Genomic DNA, 17,333 nt, shown 5'->3' with positions numbered 1-17,333 from the left:
CCAGCCTATCCAGGCGGTCCTACAGCCAGCCGTTGCGCTTCAGGGTGCGGTGGATGCCCAGGCAGATGGCCACCGTGAAGGACATGATCACGGGATAGCCGTAGCGCCAGTGCAGCTCGGGCATGTGCTCGAAGTTCATGCCGTAGACCCCGCACACCATCGTCGGTACGGCGATGATCGCGGCCCACGACGTGATCTTGCGCATGTCCTCGTTCTGCGCGACGGACGCCTGCGCGAGGTTGGCCTGGAGGATGGAGTTCAGCAGCTCGTCGAAGCCGACCACCTGCTCCTGCACGCGCGCGAGGTGGTCGGCGACGTCGCGGAAGTACTTCTGGATGTCGGGGTCGACCAGCCGCATCGGCCGCTCGCTCAGCAGCTGCATGGGCCGCAGCAGCGGCGACACCGCACGCTTGAACTCAAGGATCTCGCGCTTGAGTTGGTAGATCCGCCCGGCGTCCGTGCCGCGCGGGGTGCCCTTGCGGCCGGGCGAGAAGACGTCCGTCTCCACGGCGTCGATGTCGTCCTGGAGGGCGTCGGCGACCGCGATGTAGCCGTCGACCACGTGGTCGGCGATGGCGTGCAGCACGGCCGACGGGCCCTTGGCGAGCAGCTCGGGGTCGTCCTGCAGGCGGTGGCGCAGCGCGCGCAGGGAGCCCTGGCCGCCGTGCCGGACGGTGATGAAGAAGTCCCGCCCGGTGAAGCACATGACCTCACCGGTCTCCACGACCTCGCTGGTGGCGGTGAGTTCGTCGTGCTCGACGTAGTGGACCGTCTTGAACACGGTGAACAGCGAGTCGTCGTAGCGCTCCAGCTTGGGCCGCTGGTGAGCCTGGACGGCGTCCTCCACGGCCAGCGGGTGCAGCCCGAACTCCGAGGCGATGCCCGCGAATTCGGACTCCGTCGGCTCGTGCAGGCCGATCCAGACGAAGCCGCCGTCGCGCCGCACCCGGCGCATCGCCTCCTGCGGGGCCAGCGGGGCGTCGGTCTCGACGCGGGCGCCGTCGCGGTAGACCGCGCAGTCGACCACGGCCGACGGGGTCGCGGGGTCGCGCGTGGTGTCGTAGGTGCCGCCGTCCGGGCGTACGGCGCTCTTGCGCAGCGAGGGGCGGGACGGGCGGACGACGGCGCGCAGGTCGCGGATCATCGACATGGGCAGGCTCCTTCGCATCGGGCGGCGAGGCCTTCCGCCGACGGGTGGAACTACCCGGAATGAGGACGTCCGTGCTGCGGATGTTTGGCACGTCCACAAAGCGGGGAGCACCGCACCGTCGCGGTGAGGGGCTTCGCTGCTGGATTCGACTTCTGATGCAGATCAGACAGATCGGGTGAAACGAAACGAAGTGCTCTTCCGGTGAGATGCGCCAGGCACGCACACGCGAACGTGAGGGGTGGCAGGCCAGCCAGAGCGAGATCGGCTATTCAGCGGGCGGAAGAGCGAGTGGTACTGCACGGTCGACTTCGATCCATGACAGCCCCACCTCCTCCGGCCGGTCCCTCGTAAGGGAGTTCCATCGGCGTCGGGGCTAGATCGCGACGCTTGCACGTGCTGCCCCGAACCACCGGGCAAGAGTAGCAGTCGTCCGAAGTGTCAAGGCGCTGCTTTGCCCGGCACTGACGAGTTCTATGCTCGCCGCATGGCAGATGTTCTTCCTCTGGTCGAGGCCCGGTACCGCACCGCGCTGGGTGAGCCGGACGCGCGCGCGGCGGTCACCTTCCTCGGCACCGACCGCATCGAGGTGCTGCGTTTCCACGAGGGGGACATCGTCCGGTACGCCACCCTCGGCATGTCCGCGCACCCCATGACGGACCCCACGGCGATGGTCGCCGACCCGGTCGCGGGGCCACGCGCCGAACTGGTCCTGTCGGTGCGCGCGGGCGCCGGCGCCGACACCGACAAGGTGCTCCGCCCGCTCGCCGTGCTGGGGGCGTCCCCGCAGGTCGAGGGACTGGTCGTGGCTCCCGGCGCCTCCCTCGACGTGGGCGAACCGCTGTGGCCCGGTGCCCCGTTCACCTCCGTGCTGGTGGCCGAGCCGGGCGGCCTGGTCGAGGACCTCGAACTCGACGCGCCGATGGACCCGGTGCACTTCCTGCCCCTGCTGCCGATGACGCCGAACGAGGCCGCCTGGAAGCGCGTGCACGGCGCCCAGGCCCTCCAGGAGCGCTGGCTGACGAACGGGACGGACCTGCGGGATCCCTCCCGCAGGTCCGTCCCGCTGGACTGACCGGTTCCGCGCCCACCGGGTGAGCAAGTTCACCAACCGGTGGGCGCGAGGCGTCAGTTGGCGAAGACGGCCACCCCGTCCTCGCTGGCGTGCCGCGGCTCGAGCTCCTCGGCCCGGTGGGTGAGGGCCCCGCGCCGCACGACGACCACGAGCGCGCCGAGGGCGGCCGTGACCGCCGCCACCACGAACGGCATCCGCAGGTCGGTCCACTCCTCGATCTTCGGCGCGAGGTAGGGCGCGGCGGCGGCCGCGAACCAGCGCACGAAGTTGTAGCCCGCGCTCGCCACCGGGCGCGGCGCGTCCGACACGCCGAGGGCCAGCTCGGTGTACACGGTGTTGTTCACCCCGATGAAGGCACCGGACAGGATCGTGCACACCACGGCCGTGGTGTGGTCGCCGAAGCCGAGGACCAGCACATCGGCCGCGAGCAGCACCAGCGAGCCGCCGAGCACCTTCAGGGAGCCGAACCGCTTCTGCAGCCGCGGGGCGACGAGCACCGAGAACACGGCGAGCAGCACACCCCAGGCGAAGAAGACGGCACCCGACTTGTACGGGGTCATGTTCAGCACGAACGGGGTGAAGGCCAGCACGGTGAAGAACGTGTAGTTGTAGAAGAACGCCGAGACGGCCGCGGAGGCCAGGCCGCCGTGGCCGAGCGCCTTGAGCGGGTCGAGCAGCGAGGTCTTCCGGGCCGGCCGGGGCTGCTCCTTCAGGAACACCGCGATGCACAGGAACCCGACCGCCATCAGCAAGGCCGTGCCGAAGAACGGGTAGCGCCAGCTCGCGTCGCCGAGCAGTGCGCCGAGCAGCGGCCCGCAGGCCATGCCGAGCCCGAGGGCGGACTCGTAGAGCAGGATCGCCGCCGCGCTGCCGCCGGCCGCCGCGCCGACGATGACCGCGAGGGCCGTCGAGACGAAGAGGGCGTTGCCGAGTCCCCAGCCCGCGCGGTAGCCGACGAGCTGGCCGACCGTGTCGGAGGTGCCGGCCAGTCCGGCGAACACCACGACGAAGGCGAGGCCCAGCAGCAGGGTCTTGCGCCCGCCGATGCGGCTGGAGACGAAGCCCGTGACCAGCATCGCGATCGCGGTGATCAGGAAGTAGGAGGTGAACAGCAGGGAGACCTGGCTGGGCGTCGCGCGCAGGCCCTGGGCGATGGACGGCAGGATCGGGTCGACGAGCCCGATGCCCATGAAGGCGACGACCGACGCGCCGGCCGTGGCCCACACCGCCTTGGGCTGGCGCAGGATTCCGCCCGCTCCGGCGTCGAAGGGGTCCGAGGTCCCGGTACCTCCTGTGGCCATGGTTGCTCCTGTCCGGTTGCGACAGATGGTTGGTGTTTACACATAGTAAGTTAGCCACGCTAATAAATGCAAGGTGCACCTAGTTTTGGCCGGTGGGGGCCCGTCCGGACGGGTGATCGTCCTTGACGCGGGCGGGTCCGGGTAGGACCGTGGGGGCCTATGAGGGGCGAACCCAGTTGCCCGAAGTGTGGTGGCCGGGTCAGGGCTCCCGGCCTCTTCTCCGACTCCTGGCAGTGCGACGCGCACGGGACGGTGCACCCGCTGCAGCCCGTGATACCGCCCAGTGTCGAAGCCCTGGGCGTCGTCGTGGCCCGGACCCGGGTGCCGGTGTGGATGCCCTGGCCGCTGCCGGTCGGCTGGCTGTTCACGGGCGTGGCCTACGCCGGCGACGACCGCAGCGGGGGCCGCGCCACCGCCGTCGCCTGCTCGGGTCCCGGACCGCTCGGCGGGATGGGCGAGCTGATCCTGGTCGCCGAGGAACTCGGCGTCGGGCTCGGCGCGTACTACGCCGGCATGGACGGCCCGGACCCCGGCCCCTACCTGGACGTCGAGAAGCCTCCCCAGGCCAAGGTGCTGGCCGCCGGCCGGCCCACCCCGCTGTGGCACGTCTCCGGCGGCCCGGCCGACCGCGCGGTCTTCGCGGGCGAGGCCCGCGGGCTGTGGCTGTGGGCGGTGGTCTGGCCCGAGCAGTCGGGGCTGCTCATGTACGACGAGCTGGTGCTGACGGATCTGCGGGACGCGGGGGCGGAGGTGGAGCTGGTGCCCTGCGGAGCGTTGTCGCCGCGCTTGCTCAAGCCGTGAGGTGGGCTGTGGTGGCGGTGCTGCGCGTGAGGGTGGGGTGGTGTGGCGTCGTCGGCGGCTGCGGGCAGGTGCGGGGTGCTCGCGCAGTTCCCCGCGCCCCTGAGGGTGGGACGCCGGGCCGGGGTGGGGGTGCTCGGGGAGTTGCTCGCGCCCCTGGGGGTGGGGAGTCGGGGCGGGGTGTGGGTGCTCGGGGGTCCTGGGGGTGGCGGAGCTTGTAGGGGGCGGTAGGGCGGTGCGGGTGTGACAGTGGGGGGCTTGTGTGCGGTTATCCTTGAGCGTCCCCTTCCGTCCGTGACCGCCTGGAGTCCGCGTCGTGCGTATCGACCTGCACTGCCACTCCACCGCGTCCGACGGTACGGACACCCCGGCCGAGCTGGTGCGTCACGCGTCCGCGGCCGGTCTGGACGTCGTCGCGCTGACCGACCACGACACCACCCGCGGGCACGCCGAGGCGATCGCCGCGCTGCCCGCCGGGCTCACGCTGGTCACCGGAGCCGAGCTGTCCTGCCGTCTGGGCGGCGTCTCGATGCACATGCTGGCCTACCTCTTCGACCCCGAGGAGCCCGCTCTGCTCGCCGAGCGCGAGCTGGTGCGCGACGACCGGGTGCCGCGGGCGAAGGGCATGGTGGCCAAGCTCAACGAGCTGGGCGTGCCGGTCACCTGGGAACAGGTCGCCCGGATCGCCGGCGACGGCTCGGTCGGCCGCCCGCACGTGGCGACCGCGCTCGTCGAGCTGGGCGTCGTCCCGACGGTCGGTGACGCCTTCACCGAGGAGTGGCTGGCCGACGGCGGGCGGGCCTACGTCGCCAAGCACGAGACCGACCCGTTCGAGGCGATCCGGCTGGTCAAGGGCGCGGGCGGGGTCACCGTCTTCGCGCACCCGGCCGCCAGCAAGCGCGGCCGCACGGTGCCGGAGTCCGCGATCGCCGAGCTGGCCGCGGCCGGCCTGGACGGCATCGAGGTCGACCACCTGGACCACGACGCGGACACCCGCGCCCACCTGCGGGGACTGGCCGCGGACCTGGGGCTGCTGGTCACCGGCTCCTCGGACTACCACGGCAGCCGCAAGACGGTCGCGCTCGGCGAGTACACCACCGACCCCGAGGTGTACGGGGAGATCACCCGCCGCGCCACGGGAGCTTTCCCCGTCCCCGGCACGGGCGGAAGCTGAGCCGCCCGGAGTTGTCCGGGCTCTCCCTCCCCTTTTTCACCTCCCTTCCCTTCCTCCTCGCTTCCCCGTACCCGGCGCCCCCCGGGCGTGCCCGCACGTCCTGACGGTGCCCGGGCGGGCGGCTCCGTTCCGCAAGGCACCCTCAATGTTCGACGTCGCCGTCTTCGGCTCCCTGTTCCTGACCCTCTTCGTCATCATGGATCCCCCGGGGATCACCCCGATCTTCCTGGCCCTGACCGCCGGGCGTCCGGGCCGGACGCAGAAGCGGATGGCCTTCCAGGCCGTCTGCGTGGCGGGCGGTGTGATCACCGTCTTCGGGCTGCTGGGCCACCAGATCCTGGACTACCTGCACGTCTCCGTGCCCGCGCTGATGATCGCGGGCGGGCTGCTGCTCCTGCTCATCGCGCTGGACCTGCTGACCGGCAAGACCGACGAGCCGAAGCAGACCAAGGACGTCAACGTGGCGCTCGTACCGCTGGGGATGCCGCTGCTGGCCGGGCCCGGCGCGATCGTCTCGGTGATCCTCGCCGTGCAGAAGGCGGACTCGGTCACCACCCAGGTGTCGGTGTGGTCGGCGATCCTCGCCATCCACGTCGTGCTGTGGCTGGTGATGCGCTACTCGCTGCTGATCATCCGCGTCATCAAGGACGGCGGGGTCGTGCTGGTGACCCGGCTCGCGGGCATGATGCTGTCCGCCATCGCCGTGCAGCAGATCATCAACGGGATCACCCAGGTGGTCCGGGGCGGCTGAGCGGGCGGGGGAGACGCCCCGGCACGCGCAGAGCCCCGCACGGCACGGTGCCGTACGGGGCTCTGAAGCCTGTCGTAAATCGATCCGCGTTACGAGGCCGGGGTGTCGGCAGGGCGGATCCACAGGCGCTGCCCGATGGCGGCGGCCTGCTGAACGATCCGGTTGACGGAGGCGGCGTCCACGACGGTGCTGTCCACGGGTGTGCCGTCGACGTCGTCGAGTCGCATGATTTCGAAGCGCATGGGCTTCTCCCTTCGTCTGGTCATCCTCCTGAGGAGAACTACTGGTGGGCGTTAGGGACACGTACGTGCGTCCCGCTCCATGAGAGTCAACCTGTCGCGCGTTACAAACATTCCCTACGCTAAATAAATTTTTCGAACGACTAATTACTGACGAGTAAGAGGGTTGCCCGGACTGTTCGGGACCAGTTGTGTTCACAGCGTGACCGCCGGGACAATGGACGCGATGAACGACGACCTCGCGGCCCTCGCCGCCCGCATCGACCGCACGAACGAGCTCCTGACCCGCATGCTCGCCGAGGTGGCGAAGACACCCTCGACCCATGCGATCTTCGTCGACGCGGGGTACCTCTACGCGGCCGCGGGCCGGCTCGTGGCCGGCACCGAGGACCGGCGGGCCTTCGACCTCGACGCCGAGGGCCTGATCGAGGCGTTCATCGACCGGGCCCGCTCGGTCTTCGCGGACAGCAGGCTGCTGCGCGTGTACTGGTACGACGGCGCCCGCCGCCGCATCCACACGGCCGAGCAGCAGACCATCGCGGAGCTGCCCGACGTCAAGGTCCGCCTCGGCAACCTCAACGCCAACAACCAGCAGAAGGGCGTCGACTCGCTGATCCGCAGCGACCTGGAGTCACTGGCCCGCCACCGCGCCATCAGCGACGCGGCCCTCCTCGGCGGCGACGAGGACCTGGTCTCGGCGGTGGAGGCGGCCCAGGGGTACGGCGCCCGCGTGCACCTGTGGGGCATCGAGGCGCCCGACGGACGCAACCAGGCCGAGCCGCTGCTCTGGGAGGTCGACAGCCAGCGCACCCTCGACCTGGAGTTCTTCAAGCCGTACGTCGCCCGCCGCACCGCCCTCGCCCAGGAGGGAGCGGGCGGTGCGCGGCCCACGCGCGAGGACGTGCGCTTCGTCGGCGCCCAGATCGCCGCGAAGTGGCTGTCGGCGCGGGGCCGCGACTCGCTGGGCGAACTCCTGCCCGGGCACCCCTACCTGCCCGGCTCCGTCGACCAGGACCTCCTCGTCGAGGCGGAGGGCCTGTTGCAGTACTCCCTGCGCGGCCAGGCCGACCTCCGGCGCTCCCTGCGCGACGGCTTCTGGGAGCACCTGCGCACGCAGTACTAGGGCGATCCGTCCCGCACGTCAGTGGTGCGGCGGGTGGGCGTCCCAGAAGTCGGCGAAGGCTTCGGCCGTCGCCCCGGGGCGGTCGGCGTTCGGGGAGTGCTCGGCGCCGGAGATCACCGTGCGGTGCGCCCCCAGCCGCTGTGCCATCTCGTCCAGCAGGGGCACCGGCCAGGTGTCGTCACGGGCGCCGGACAGGACGTGCAAGGGCAGCGGGACGGCCGCCAGTTCGGCCACGCGGTCCGGTTCGACGCACAACTGCTTCCCGGTCGCCAGTAGTTGGGCGGGCTTGTGGTTCAGCCAGCGCTGCCGCAGCAGCTCCGGGCCGCCGAACCCCCGGGCGGGCCCGCCGACCTCCTCCGGGGGGCCCATCAGGGTGATCACCTGCCACACCTCGGCCATCGTCATCACCGCGAGCGCGTCGTGCAGCAGCTTCACGCGCTGCTGCTGGGACTCGGAGATCCGCGCCGGGCCCGACGACATCAGCGTGAACGACACGAAGGGCGCGGGGTCCAGCAGCACGGCGGCCCGCGCGACCTGTCCGCCCAGCGAGTGCCCCATCAGGTGCACGGGCGTCCCCAGGGCGTCCGCCTGCGCCAGCAGGTCCCGCGCCAACTCCTCCTGCGCGTAGGGCGCTTCGTCGTCCGCCGGCCCGTCCGACTCGTTCTGCCCGCGCCCGTCCACCGCGACCGTCCGGTAGCCGCGCGCGGCCAGCGGCTCGTGCAGCAGGTGGAAGTCCTCCTTGCTGCCGGTGAACCCGGGCACCAGCAGCGCCACGCCCCTCGGCTCCACCCCGGCGGCCACGGGCGCGTCGACGACGGCGAACGCACCGCGCGCCGTGCGCAACGCGTACGCACGGGCTCCGGGCGGCGGGACGAAGGGGCTCGGCGTGGTCACGCAGGGAGGCTACCGCGTGCGTCGGGACGCGGCCCGTGGTGGTTCCCGCACGCCGACGGCCCGGTCCCGTGGGTACGGGGCCGGGCCGTCAGGCGCGCTGTGCGGGGGCGGTCAGCTCTCCGTCGGCTCCGCGGCCGCCGTCGCCTTCCGGGTGCGCCGGGCCTTCGGCTTGACCTCGCCACCGTCACCGGGGACCTCGGCGGCGGCCGCGGTCTTCCGGGTCCGGCGCGGCTTGGCCTCGACCGCGGCCTCCGTGACCTCGGCGGCCGGGGCGGCCTTGGCGGCGGCCGTCTTGCGCGTCCGGCGGGGCTTGGCCTCGGTGGCCTCGACCGCGGCCTCCGTCACCTCGGCAGCCGGGGCGGCCTTGGCGGCGGCGGTCTTGCGGGTGCGGCGGGGCTTGGCCTCGACGGCAGCCTCGGCACCCTCCGCCGTGGCCACGGCGGCCTCGGCCTCGGGCGCCGCGGTCTTGCGGGTCCGGCGCGGCTTCGTCGCGGCAGCGGCCTCGACCGGAGCCTCGGCGGTGGCGCTCGCCCCGACGGCGGAGGCGACGGCCTCGGTGTCCTCGGCGGCCTGCGCGGCCTTGCGCGTCGTACGACGGCGCGGCTTGGCCTCGGCGGCCTCGGCACTGTCCAGCGCGGCCTCGGCGGCCTGCGCGGCCTCGGCCTTGGGCGCCGCCGTCTTGCGGGTGCGGCGCGGCTTGGTCTCGACAGCCGCCTCGACGGGGGCCTCGGCGGCCTCCGCCGGGTCCACGGCCGCGACTTCCGCGGCCTTGGCGGCGGCCGTCTTGCGGGTACGGCGCGGCTTGGTGACCGTCGCTGCCTCAGCGGCGTCGGCGACCTCCGCGGCGGGCTGCGCCGGCGTGGCGACGGCCTCCGCCGCCTCGGCCGTCGGCTCGGCGGCCACAGCCGCCTTGCGGGTGCGGCGGCGCGACTTGGCCTCCGTGACCTCGGCCGGCTCGGCGGTGGTCTCGGTGCCGACCGGAGCGGCCGGCTCGGGAACCGTCACGGTGCCGGTCTCGACGGCCGTCGGCGTGGCCTCGGCCGTCCGTCGGGTGCGGCGGCGGCGCGGCTTGTCCGTCTCCGGGGCCTGCGCCTCGGGGGACTCCGCGGGCGCCGGGATGTCCAGCGCCGGGCGCTCCGCCGTCACCACGGCGGCCTGGGCGGCCTCCGGCGCGGCAGCGGTCGTCGCGGCGGCAGCGGCCTCCGTCGAGGAGCCGTTGCGGGTACGGCGCCGGCGGCGCGGGGTGCGGGGACCGGCGGCCTCGTCGGCCGCGGGCGCCTGCTCCGGAACCTCGGGGCCCGTGCCGACAGGCGTCCGGGCGGCGTCCAGCGCGGTCCCGCCGCGCGTACGGCGACGGCGGCGCGGCGTGCGCTCGGCACGGTCGGACCGGTCCGAACGCTCCGAGCGGTCGGTGCGCTCGGTGCGCTCGCGGTCGGCGGGGCGGGACTCGTCCCGGCCACCGGCCCGGCCGCCCCGGCCACCGCGACCGCGCGGTCCGCGGCCGCCCGGCTCGCCCAGGTCCTCCAGCTCCTCGGCGTCCAGCCCGGCGCGCGTGCGCTCCGCGCGCGGCAGGACGCCCTTGGTGCCCTCGGGGATGCCGAGGTCGGAGAAGAGGTGCGGGGAGCTGGAGTACGTCTCCACCGGGTCGGGGAAGTTCAGCTCCAGCGCCTTGTTGATGAGCTGCCAGCGCGGGATGTCGTCCCAGTCGACGAACGTGATCGCCGTGCCCTTGGCGCCCGCGCGGCCGGTGCGGCCGACGCGGTGCAGGTACGTCTTCTCGTCCTCGGGGGACTGGTAGTTGATGACGTGGGTGACGCCCTCGACGTCGATGCCGCGCGCGGCGACGTCGGTGCAGACCAGGACGTCCACCTTGCCGTTGCGGAAGGCGCGCAGCGCCTGCTCGCGGGCGCCCTGGCCGAGGTCGCCGTGGACCGCGCCGGAGGCGAAGCCGCGGCGCTCGAGCTGCTCGGCGATGTCGGCGGCCGTGCGCTTGGTGCGGCAGAAGATCATCGCCAGCCCGCGGCCCTCGGACTGCAGGATGCGGGCGATCATCTCCGGCTTGTCCATGTTGTGGGCGCGGTAGACGAACTGCTTGATGTTCGCGACCGTCGCGCCCTCGTCGTCCGGCGCCGTGGCGCGGATGTGCGTGGGGCGGGACATGTAGCGGCGCGCGAGACCGATGACCGCGCCCGGCATGGTCGCCGAGAACAGCATCGTCTGGCGCTTGACCGGCAGCATGCCGATGATCTTCTCGACGTCGGGCAGGAAGCCCAGGTCGAGCATCTCGTCGGCCTCGTCCAGGACGAGCGACCTGATGTGCTTGAGGTCCAGCTTCTTCTGGCCCGCGAGGTCCAGCAGCCGGCCCGGGGTGCCGACGACGACGTCGACGCCCTTCTTCAGCGCCTCGACCTGGGGCTCGTACGCCCGGCCGCCGTAGATCGCGGTCACCCGGACGTTGCGCACCTTGCCCGCGGTCAGCAGGTCGTTGGTGACCTGCGTGCACAGCTCGCGGGTGGGGACGACGACGAGCGCCTGCGGGGCGTCGGTGAGGTCCTCGGGGCGGGCGCGGCCGGCCTCGACGTCGGCGGGGACGGTCACGCGCTCCAGCAGCGGCAGGCCGAAGCCGAGCGTCTTGCCGGTGCCGGTCTTGGCCTGGCCGATGACGTCCGTGCCCGAGAGGGCCACGGGGAGCGTCATCTCCTGGATGGGGAAGGGGGTGGTGATGCCGACGGCTTCGAGGGCCTCGGCGGTCTCGGGGAGGATTCCGAGATCTCTGAACGTGGTAGTCAGGGTGCTGCCTCTTCTGTGTACGCGGTGCGAGGCGAGCGCGGGGGTCGTTGACGGACCGTGCCGGGGGACGTCGGCTGCCTTACGGGCGGGCCGTGAGGGGCACGCCGTACGGCTCGGGACCACTGCCGACGCTCTAGCGCTCGTACCGCTGAGGTTCCCTCCGATCGTCGTACGCACAGTGCCGTACGGTCAGGGAGGGCTGTCGGGTCGGAGCCGATCGGGCCACCGACCGGGCATCCTCATACGTGCGGCCTGTCGAGATGCGTCGCACTCATGAAGTGCCGACGTACCAGCAGGCGCATTACCACCATACCCCGGAATCGCGCACTCGTGACGGCCGATTCGGTCACGTTGCCGCCGTCACACCGAATCACGCCCCCCGGAGCGCCCCCTGACACCGGCCGCGATGTGACTGGCCAGGGGCTTCCGTCACGGGGTGAGCGGGCTATTGTGCGCTCCATGACGAGCTCTGACAAGCCTGACCACGCCCCCGAGACCGCCGCCGGACCGGCCGCGGAGACCGCACCCGCGCCGACCGGCATCGCCGCACAGGACTGGGCCACGGCCGCCGCCGACCCGCAGTACCGGGCCGCCGTCGTGGACCTGCTCGGCGCGCTGGCCTACGGCGAGCTGGCGGCGTTCGAGCGCCTCGCGGAGGACGCCAAGCTGGCGCCCACGCTGGAGGACAAGGCGGAGCTGGCGAAGATGGCGTCGGCCGAGTTCCACCACTTCGAGCGGCTGCGGAACCGGCTCGCGGAGATCGGCGAGGAGCCCACGCGCGCGATGGAGCCGTTCGTCGCCGCGCTGGACGGCTTCCACCGGCAGACCGCGCCGTCGGACTGGCTGGAGGGCCTGGTCAAGGCCTACGTCGGCGACTCGATCGCCAGCGACTTCTACCGGGAGGTCGCCGTACGGCTCGACTCCGACACGCGCGCGCTGGTGCTGGCCGTGCTGGACGACACCGGGCACGCCGGGTTCGCCGTCGACCGGGTGCGTGCCGCGATCGACGCCGAGCCGCGCGTGGGCGGGCGGCTCGCGCTGTGGGCGCGGCGGCTGATGGGCGAGGCGCTGTCGCAGTCCCAGCGGGTGGTCGCGGACCGGGACGCGCTGTCGACGATGCTGGTGGGCGGGGTGGCCGACGGGTTCGACCTCGCCGAGGTCGGCAAGATGTTCTCGCGGATCACGGAGGCGCACACGAAGCGGATGGCTGCGCTGGGGTTGGCGGCGTAGCGCTCCGTGGAGGGGCGGCGGTCGCCGGCGTCGCGCGGCTGCGGGGGTGTGGGGGCTGGTCGCGCAGTTCCCCGCGCCCCTGGGTACCCCTCGCTCACGCCGTCGCTGAGCGGCGGAGGCGGCCCGCCGGGCGCAGGAGGAGCGAGAGGGAGGCGGCGGAGACGACCACCGCGCCGAGGAGGCTCACCAGGAGGGAGCCGGAGTCCAGCGCGCTGTGGGTGACGAAGTCGCCGAACAGGGCGCCGGCGATGCCGGTCGCGAAGACCAGGCTGGTGGCCGGCAGGCGGTGGGACAGGCGGTGGACCGCCGCCCACGCGAGCAGGATGCCGAGCACAGCGGAGCCGAGTGCTTCCAAGATCATGCGGGTCCCTCCCAGACGGCCGGGCTGTGCAGCAAGGTCGTAGCCGGTCTTACCCGTGACCTGCGGAATGCAATCCTCCCCTGTGAGGGGCTCGTGCGCCATCTGTGAACGACTCCGGGAGCCCGAATGGGGGAAGGGCCCGGCGACGTCACCGTCACCGGGCCCCTCCCGAGGCATCTGCCCGAACCGGGCTCAGAGCGCGCCGAAGCCCACCTTGCGCGGGGCCGGCTCGCCCAGCTCCACGTACGCGAGGCGGTCCGCCGGGACCAGGACCTTGCGGCCGTGGTCGTCCGTGAGGCTGAGCAGCTGCGACTTCCCGGACAGCGCCTCGGCCACCACGCGCTCGACTTCCTCGGCACTCTGACCGCTCTCCAGAACGATCTCGCGCGGCGCGTGCTGCACGCCGATCTTGACCTCCACGGCTATGTCCCTCCGACGGTCAGTGAGGTGCGCGGACGTCCGCGCCGTACGCTGCACACATTAGCCCGGTGAGGGGACGGACACGGTGTGGCCGTCCACGCCAGGAGCGAACAGCCGGCGGGAACAAACCGGCCGGGTGCCGGCCGCGCGCCCCGCCGGGCCGGCTCAGTGCTGCTCGGTGCCGTGCAGCGGGAAGCCGGCGATGCCGCGCCAGGCCAGCGAGGCCAGGAGCTGGACCGCCTCGTCGCGCGGGACGCTGCGGTCGCTGTGCAGCCAGGAGCGGGCGACCACCTGGGCCAGTCCGCCGAGGCCGGAGGCGAGCAGCATGGACTCCGCGCGGGACAGTCCCGTGTCCTCGGCGATGACCTCGCAGATCGCCTCGGCGCACTCGTTCGTCACCTTGTCGACGCGCTCGCGCACCGCGGGCTCGTTCGTCAGGTCCGACTCGAACACCAGGCGGAAGGCGCCGCCGTCGTCCTCGACGTACGCGAAGTAGGCGTCCATGGTCGCGCGGACGCGCTGCTTGTTGTCGGTGGTCGACGCGAGCGCGTTGCGCACGGACTGGATCAGCGCTTCGCAGTGCTGGTCCAGCAGGGCGAGGTAGAGGTCGAGCTTGCCCGGGAAGTGCTGGTACAGCACCGGCTTGCTGACGCCGGCGCGCTCGGCGATGTCGTCCATCGCGGCGGAGTGGTAGCCCTGCGCCACGAAGACCTCCTGGGCGGCGCCCAGCAGCTGGTTCCGTCGGGCACGGCGCGGCAGGCGCGTACCTCGCGGGCGTGCCGCCTCTGTCTGCTCGATGGCTGTCACGCCGCCTCCCAAGTTCGTCCACATGCGGTGTGCGCCGCGCCGCCATCGTACTTTTCGGTAACCGTGGTGCGCGCGGTGCCAGCGCAGAATTTCACGGACCGGACGCCGGCGAAAGCCGTACGGAAGGTTTCAAACCCGGGCCCGCCGGGCAGAATGGCGCGCCATGACGCCCTTCGGCGCCCTTCCCCCGGCGTCTCAGCGGTAGTCGTCCTCGTCCAGGGAGACGACCCGGGCCTGTTCGACCTGGTCGGCCTCGTCCGCGCGGGCCGGGTCCACGTCCTCCAGCGGGTCGTCGCGGTCCGGTGTGACGGCGGCCTGCTGTTCGGCGGCGTCGTGCTCCGGCGCCTCCACGTCGAACTGCGGGGTGTCCTCCGCCTCCCGCTCCGCGAAGGTGTCGGGGTCGGTGGGGTCTACGGCCATGGTGGGCTCCCTTCCTACGGACGTCCCTGAGACATGCAGGGGCCACACGCGGGTGCCCTCTGTACGAGACTAGGAGACACCCGATGCGGTCGCCAGGCGATCCGCGCGGTCCGTCCTCCTGTTCCGCGCGGCCCCGTTCTGCACGGTTCCCCAGGGGAGTTCGGGGTGACTCCTGTGACGCCGGACACGTGATGGGGGACGTGATCGTCTCGTAACATTGCGGCATGTCTTCGACCGAGCTGCCGTCCGTACCGCCGACCAGTGTGCTCCCCAAGTCGGTGCCCGTGCGGGTCGCGGAGGGCGAGCGACTGCGGTCGGTCGGGCTGCCGGGCGTCACGCTGACGGTCCGTTCGCGCCCGCCCGCGCGCGAGGGACTCCAGCCCGCGCTGTTCGTGCACGGGCTCGGCGGGTCCTCGCAGAACTGGTCCGCGCTGATGGCCATGCTCGACGGCGACGTCGACAGCGAGGCCGTCGACCTGCCCGGCTTCGGCGACTCCCCGCCACCGGACGACGGCAACTACTCCATCACGGGGCACGCGCGTGCCGTGATCCGCTACCTCGACGCCTCCGGCCGCGGCCCCGTCCACCTCTTCGGCAACTCCCTGGGCGGCGCGGTCACCACGCGCGTGGCCGCCGTACGGCCCGACCTCGTGCGCACGCTGACCCTGGTCTCGCCCGCCCTGCCGGAGCTGCGCGTGCAGCGGACCGCCGTGCCGACGGGGCTGCTGGGCGTGCCCGGAGTGGCCGCCCTGTTCAGCCGTTTCACGCGCGAGTGGACGGCCGAGCAGCGCGTCCGCGGGGTCCTCGCGCTGTGCTACGGCGATCCCGGGCGCGTGTCGGAGGAGGCGTTCCGCTACGCCGTGGAGGAACTGGAACGGCGGTTGCGGCTGCCGTACTTCTGGGACGCGATGACGCGCTCCGCGCGCGGGATCCTCAACGCGTACACCCTCGGCGGACAGCACGGGCTGTGGCGCCAGGCCGAACGCGTCCTCGCGCCCACCCTGCTGATCTATGGCGGCCGGGACCAGCTCGTGGGATTCCGCATGGCCCAGCGGGCCGCGCGCGCCTTCCGCGACTCCCGTCTGCTGACCCTCCCGGAGGCCGGGCACGTGGCCATGATGGAGTACCCGGAGACGGTGGCCACGGCGGTCCGCGAACTCCTCGCGGACGCCGCCGACACCGCGGCCACGAGGAGCTGAGGGGACCGGTGGGACGCCACAGTCGACGTGGGCCCGCACCCGAGGGGGCGGAGAAGAAGACGACCGGTGCGCCGAGCGCGCCGGGTGCGCGCGACGGGGCCGGTGGGTCCGGCGCGACGGGTGCGCCGGGTGTGACCGGCGCCGAGAGGGCTCAGGGGGCGCCGACGCCGGGGACGGGGACCCGCCGTTCCCCGGACGGCACCCCGGCCCACGGTGTGCCGCGCCTGGCCGACGGCACCCCCGCGCGCGGTGTGCCGCGTCTCCGTGACGGGACTCCCGCGCGCGGTGTGCCGCAGGTGCGTGGGGGGCATCCCGAGCAGCGTGAAGGCGGGGGCGGCTGGGGGGACTTGCGCGGGCCGGCGGCGAGTGGTGCCGGGCCGGTGGTACCGCGTCAGCGGCCCGTACCGCCCCCGGCTCCCCGGCCGGCGCGCGGCGGCCCGCGCCAGGACTACCTCGACGCCTTCGACGAGGCCGACGACGTCTTCACGCGCCGACGCGGCGCGGTCACGGCCCTCGCCGAGGACCCGTACGCCTCGGTCACCGACTGGGACACCGCCCCGGCGCGGACCGCGTCCGACGACGAGGGCGGCGGCGCGGACGACGCCCCGCCCACCGGTGCGCCCGCGCCCGCGAAGGGCGGCAAGGGCCGCACGTTCACGGGGATCGCGGCCGCCGCGGTCACCACCGTGCTGGCCGTCGTCGTCGCCGGGCAGGTCACCGACGGGCAGGCCGACGGCTCCGCCCCGTCGCCCTCGGCAGCCGACCGGGCGGCGGACGCCCAGGCTCCCGTGGTGCCCGGCGGCGGGACCGGCCCCTCCGCCTCGCCGAGCGCGACGCCGCTGACGTACGAGCAGAAGATGGGCACGCGGTACGCGCTCGGTCCCGCCCTCACCGGGTCCGGGAAGTTCGACGCGGTCCCGGGCGTGGCGAAGGCGCCGGGCAAGGGGCGGAAGTACACCTACCGCGTGGACGTCGAGCAGGGGCTCGGCCTGGACGGCGCGCTGTTCGCGCAGGCCGTGCAGACGACCCTGAACGACAGGCGCAGTTGGGCGCACGGCGGTGCCCGCACCTTCGAACGCGTCTCCAGCGGCAAGCCCGACTTCGTCATCACGCTGGCCAGCCCGGGCACCACCGCCAAGTGGTGTGCCAAGTCGGGCCTGGACACCACCGAGGACAACGTCTCCTGCGACTCCGCCGCCACCGAGCGCGTGATGATCAACGCCTACCGCTGGGCCCAGGGCTCCCGCACCTACGGCGCCGCCATCCACGCCTACCGGCAGATGCTCATCAACCACGAGGTCGGCCACCGGCTCGGGTACGCGCACGTGACGTGCGACAAGAACGGCGAACTCGCGCCGGTCATGCAGCAGCAGACCAAGTTCCTCGACCACGACGGCATCCACTGCCGGCCCAACCCCTGGCCGTACCCCAGCGCGACGTGACCGTGCGTGCGCGCGTGATCTCTTAGCGCGACGGAACGCGACCCGCACGGGAAAGTTACGAGCGTTCACCCCTTTTGGTGGTGCGACGGACAACCGTCCGTCGCACCACCGCCTTGTCCGCATACGTTCGTCCCGCTGCGAGCCGCCGGGTCAACGGCGGCT

Annotated in this window: 17 protein-coding genes; 8 read left to right on the top strand and 9 right to left on the bottom strand. The window is 72.9% G+C overall.

What is annotated here, in order from left to right:
* Positions 1-19 precede the first annotated feature (19 nt).
* Positions 20-1,150, bottom strand: coding sequence for a magnesium and cobalt transport protein CorA (locus E4U92_RS20870; RefSeq protein ID WP_137301954.1), 1,131 nt, complete (start codon positions 1,148-1,150; stop codon positions 20-22).
* Positions 1,151-1,634: 484 nt separating this feature from the next.
* On the opposite strand from E4U92_RS20870, the gene E4U92_RS20865 reads away from it, so the two are divergent.
* On the top strand, positions 1,635-2,222 hold the full coding sequence (locus tag E4U92_RS20865) for a suppressor of fused domain protein (protein ID WP_137301953.1): 588 nt from the start codon (positions 1,635-1,637) through the stop codon (positions 2,220-2,222).
* 53 nt (positions 2,223-2,275) lie between these two features.
* Here the strand turns inward: E4U92_RS20865 and E4U92_RS20860 are convergent, their stop codons facing one another.
* Positions 2,276-3,523: an MFS transporter gene (locus E4U92_RS20860; RefSeq protein WP_137301952.1), complete on the bottom strand. Its 1,248-nt coding sequence runs from the start codon at positions 3,521-3,523 to the stop codon at positions 2,276-2,278.
* A 159-nt stretch (positions 3,524-3,682) separates the two neighbouring features.
* On the opposite strand from E4U92_RS20860, the gene E4U92_RS20855 reads away from it, so the two are divergent.
* The 3 genes from E4U92_RS20855 to E4U92_RS20845 all read left to right on the top strand — a co-directional run bounded on the left by E4U92_RS20855 (position 3,683) and on the right by E4U92_RS20845 (position 6,246).
* A complete protein-coding gene (locus E4U92_RS20855; protein ID WP_137301951.1) occupies positions 3,683-4,324 on the top strand; it encodes a DUF6758 family protein in 642 nt (213 codons plus the stop codon).
* Positions 4,325-4,637: 313 nt separating this feature from the next.
* A complete protein-coding gene (locus E4U92_RS20850) occupies positions 4,638-5,495 on the top strand; it encodes a PHP domain-containing protein (RefSeq protein WP_137301950.1) in 858 nt (285 codons plus the stop codon).
* Between the two features lie 145 nt (positions 5,496-5,640).
* Entirely contained in the window at positions 5,641-6,246 is a 606-nt protein-coding gene (locus E4U92_RS20845; RefSeq protein ID WP_137301949.1) for a MarC family protein, read from the top strand.
* Positions 6,247-6,335: 89 nt separating this feature from the next.
* Here E4U92_RS20845 and E4U92_RS20840 read toward each other — a convergent pair whose 3' ends face one another.
* On the bottom strand, positions 6,336-6,488 hold the full coding sequence (locus tag E4U92_RS20840; protein WP_106982064.1) for a hypothetical protein: 153 nt from the start codon (positions 6,486-6,488) through the stop codon (positions 6,336-6,338).
* A 214-nt stretch (positions 6,489-6,702) separates the two neighbouring features.
* On the opposite strand from E4U92_RS20840, the gene E4U92_RS20835 reads away from it, so the two are divergent.
* The gene (locus E4U92_RS20835; protein ID WP_137302016.1) at positions 6,703-7,608 is read left to right on the top strand and encodes an NYN domain-containing protein; all 906 of its coding nucleotides are present in this window, start codon (positions 6,703-6,705) and stop codon (positions 7,606-7,608) included.
* Positions 7,609-7,626: 18 nt separating this feature from the next.
* Here E4U92_RS20835 and E4U92_RS20830 read toward each other — a convergent pair whose 3' ends face one another.
* A complete protein-coding gene (locus E4U92_RS20830; protein ID WP_137301948.1) occupies positions 7,627-8,502 on the bottom strand; it encodes an alpha/beta fold hydrolase in 876 nt (291 codons plus the stop codon).
* 111 nt (positions 8,503-8,613) lie between these two features.
* Complete coding sequence (locus tag E4U92_RS20825) at positions 8,614-11,199, bottom strand: DEAD/DEAH box helicase (RefSeq protein WP_229862816.1); 2,586 nt, start codon at positions 11,197-11,199, stop codon at positions 8,614-8,616.
* 552 nt (positions 11,200-11,751) lie between these two features.
* Here E4U92_RS20825 and E4U92_RS20820 point away from each other — a divergent pair.
* Complete coding sequence (locus E4U92_RS20820) at positions 11,752-12,522, top strand: ferritin-like fold-containing protein (protein ID WP_137301946.1); 771 nt, start codon at positions 11,752-11,754, stop codon at positions 12,520-12,522.
* A 94-nt stretch (positions 12,523-12,616) separates the two neighbouring features.
* On the opposite strand, the gene E4U92_RS20815 is transcribed toward E4U92_RS20820, so the two are convergent.
* The 4 genes from E4U92_RS20815 to E4U92_RS20800 all read right to left on the bottom strand — a co-directional run bounded on the left by E4U92_RS20815 (position 12,617) and on the right by E4U92_RS20800 (position 14,530).
* Entirely contained in the window at positions 12,617-12,883 is a 267-nt protein-coding gene (locus tag E4U92_RS20815; protein WP_137301945.1) for a hypothetical protein, read from the bottom strand.
* Positions 12,884-13,075: 192 nt separating this feature from the next.
* Complete coding sequence (locus tag E4U92_RS20810; protein ID WP_137301944.1) at positions 13,076-13,303, bottom strand: DUF3107 domain-containing protein; 228 nt, start codon at positions 13,301-13,303, stop codon at positions 13,076-13,078.
* Positions 13,304-13,468: 165 nt separating this feature from the next.
* A complete protein-coding gene (locus E4U92_RS20805; RefSeq protein ID WP_137301943.1) occupies positions 13,469-14,110 on the bottom strand; it encodes a TetR/AcrR family transcriptional regulator in 642 nt (213 codons plus the stop codon).
* Positions 14,111-14,305: 195 nt separating this feature from the next.
* The gene (locus tag E4U92_RS20800; RefSeq protein ID WP_137301942.1) at positions 14,306-14,530 is read right to left on the bottom strand and encodes a hypothetical protein; all 225 of its coding nucleotides are present in this window, start codon (positions 14,528-14,530) and stop codon (positions 14,306-14,308) included.
* 224 nt (positions 14,531-14,754) lie between these two features.
* Between E4U92_RS20800 and E4U92_RS20795 the strand changes: the two genes are divergently transcribed.
* Both E4U92_RS20795 and E4U92_RS20790 read left to right on the top strand, forming a co-directional pair.
* A complete protein-coding gene (locus tag E4U92_RS20795) occupies positions 14,755-15,729 on the top strand; it encodes an alpha/beta fold hydrolase (RefSeq protein ID WP_137301941.1) in 975 nt (324 codons plus the stop codon).
* Between the two features lie 8 nt (positions 15,730-15,737).
* On the top strand, positions 15,738-17,171 hold the full coding sequence (locus E4U92_RS20790) for a DUF3152 domain-containing protein (RefSeq protein WP_137301940.1): 1,434 nt from the start codon (positions 15,738-15,740) through the stop codon (positions 17,169-17,171).
* Positions 17,172-17,333 lie beyond the last annotated feature (162 nt).

Source organism: Streptomyces galbus, assembly GCF_005280195.1.
Taxonomy (GTDB): domain Bacteria; phylum Actinomycetota; class Actinomycetes; order Streptomycetales; family Streptomycetaceae; genus Streptomyces; species Streptomyces galbus.
Note: the sequence above shows the minus strand (reverse complement) of the source record. Positions and strands in the feature narration are given on the sequence as shown.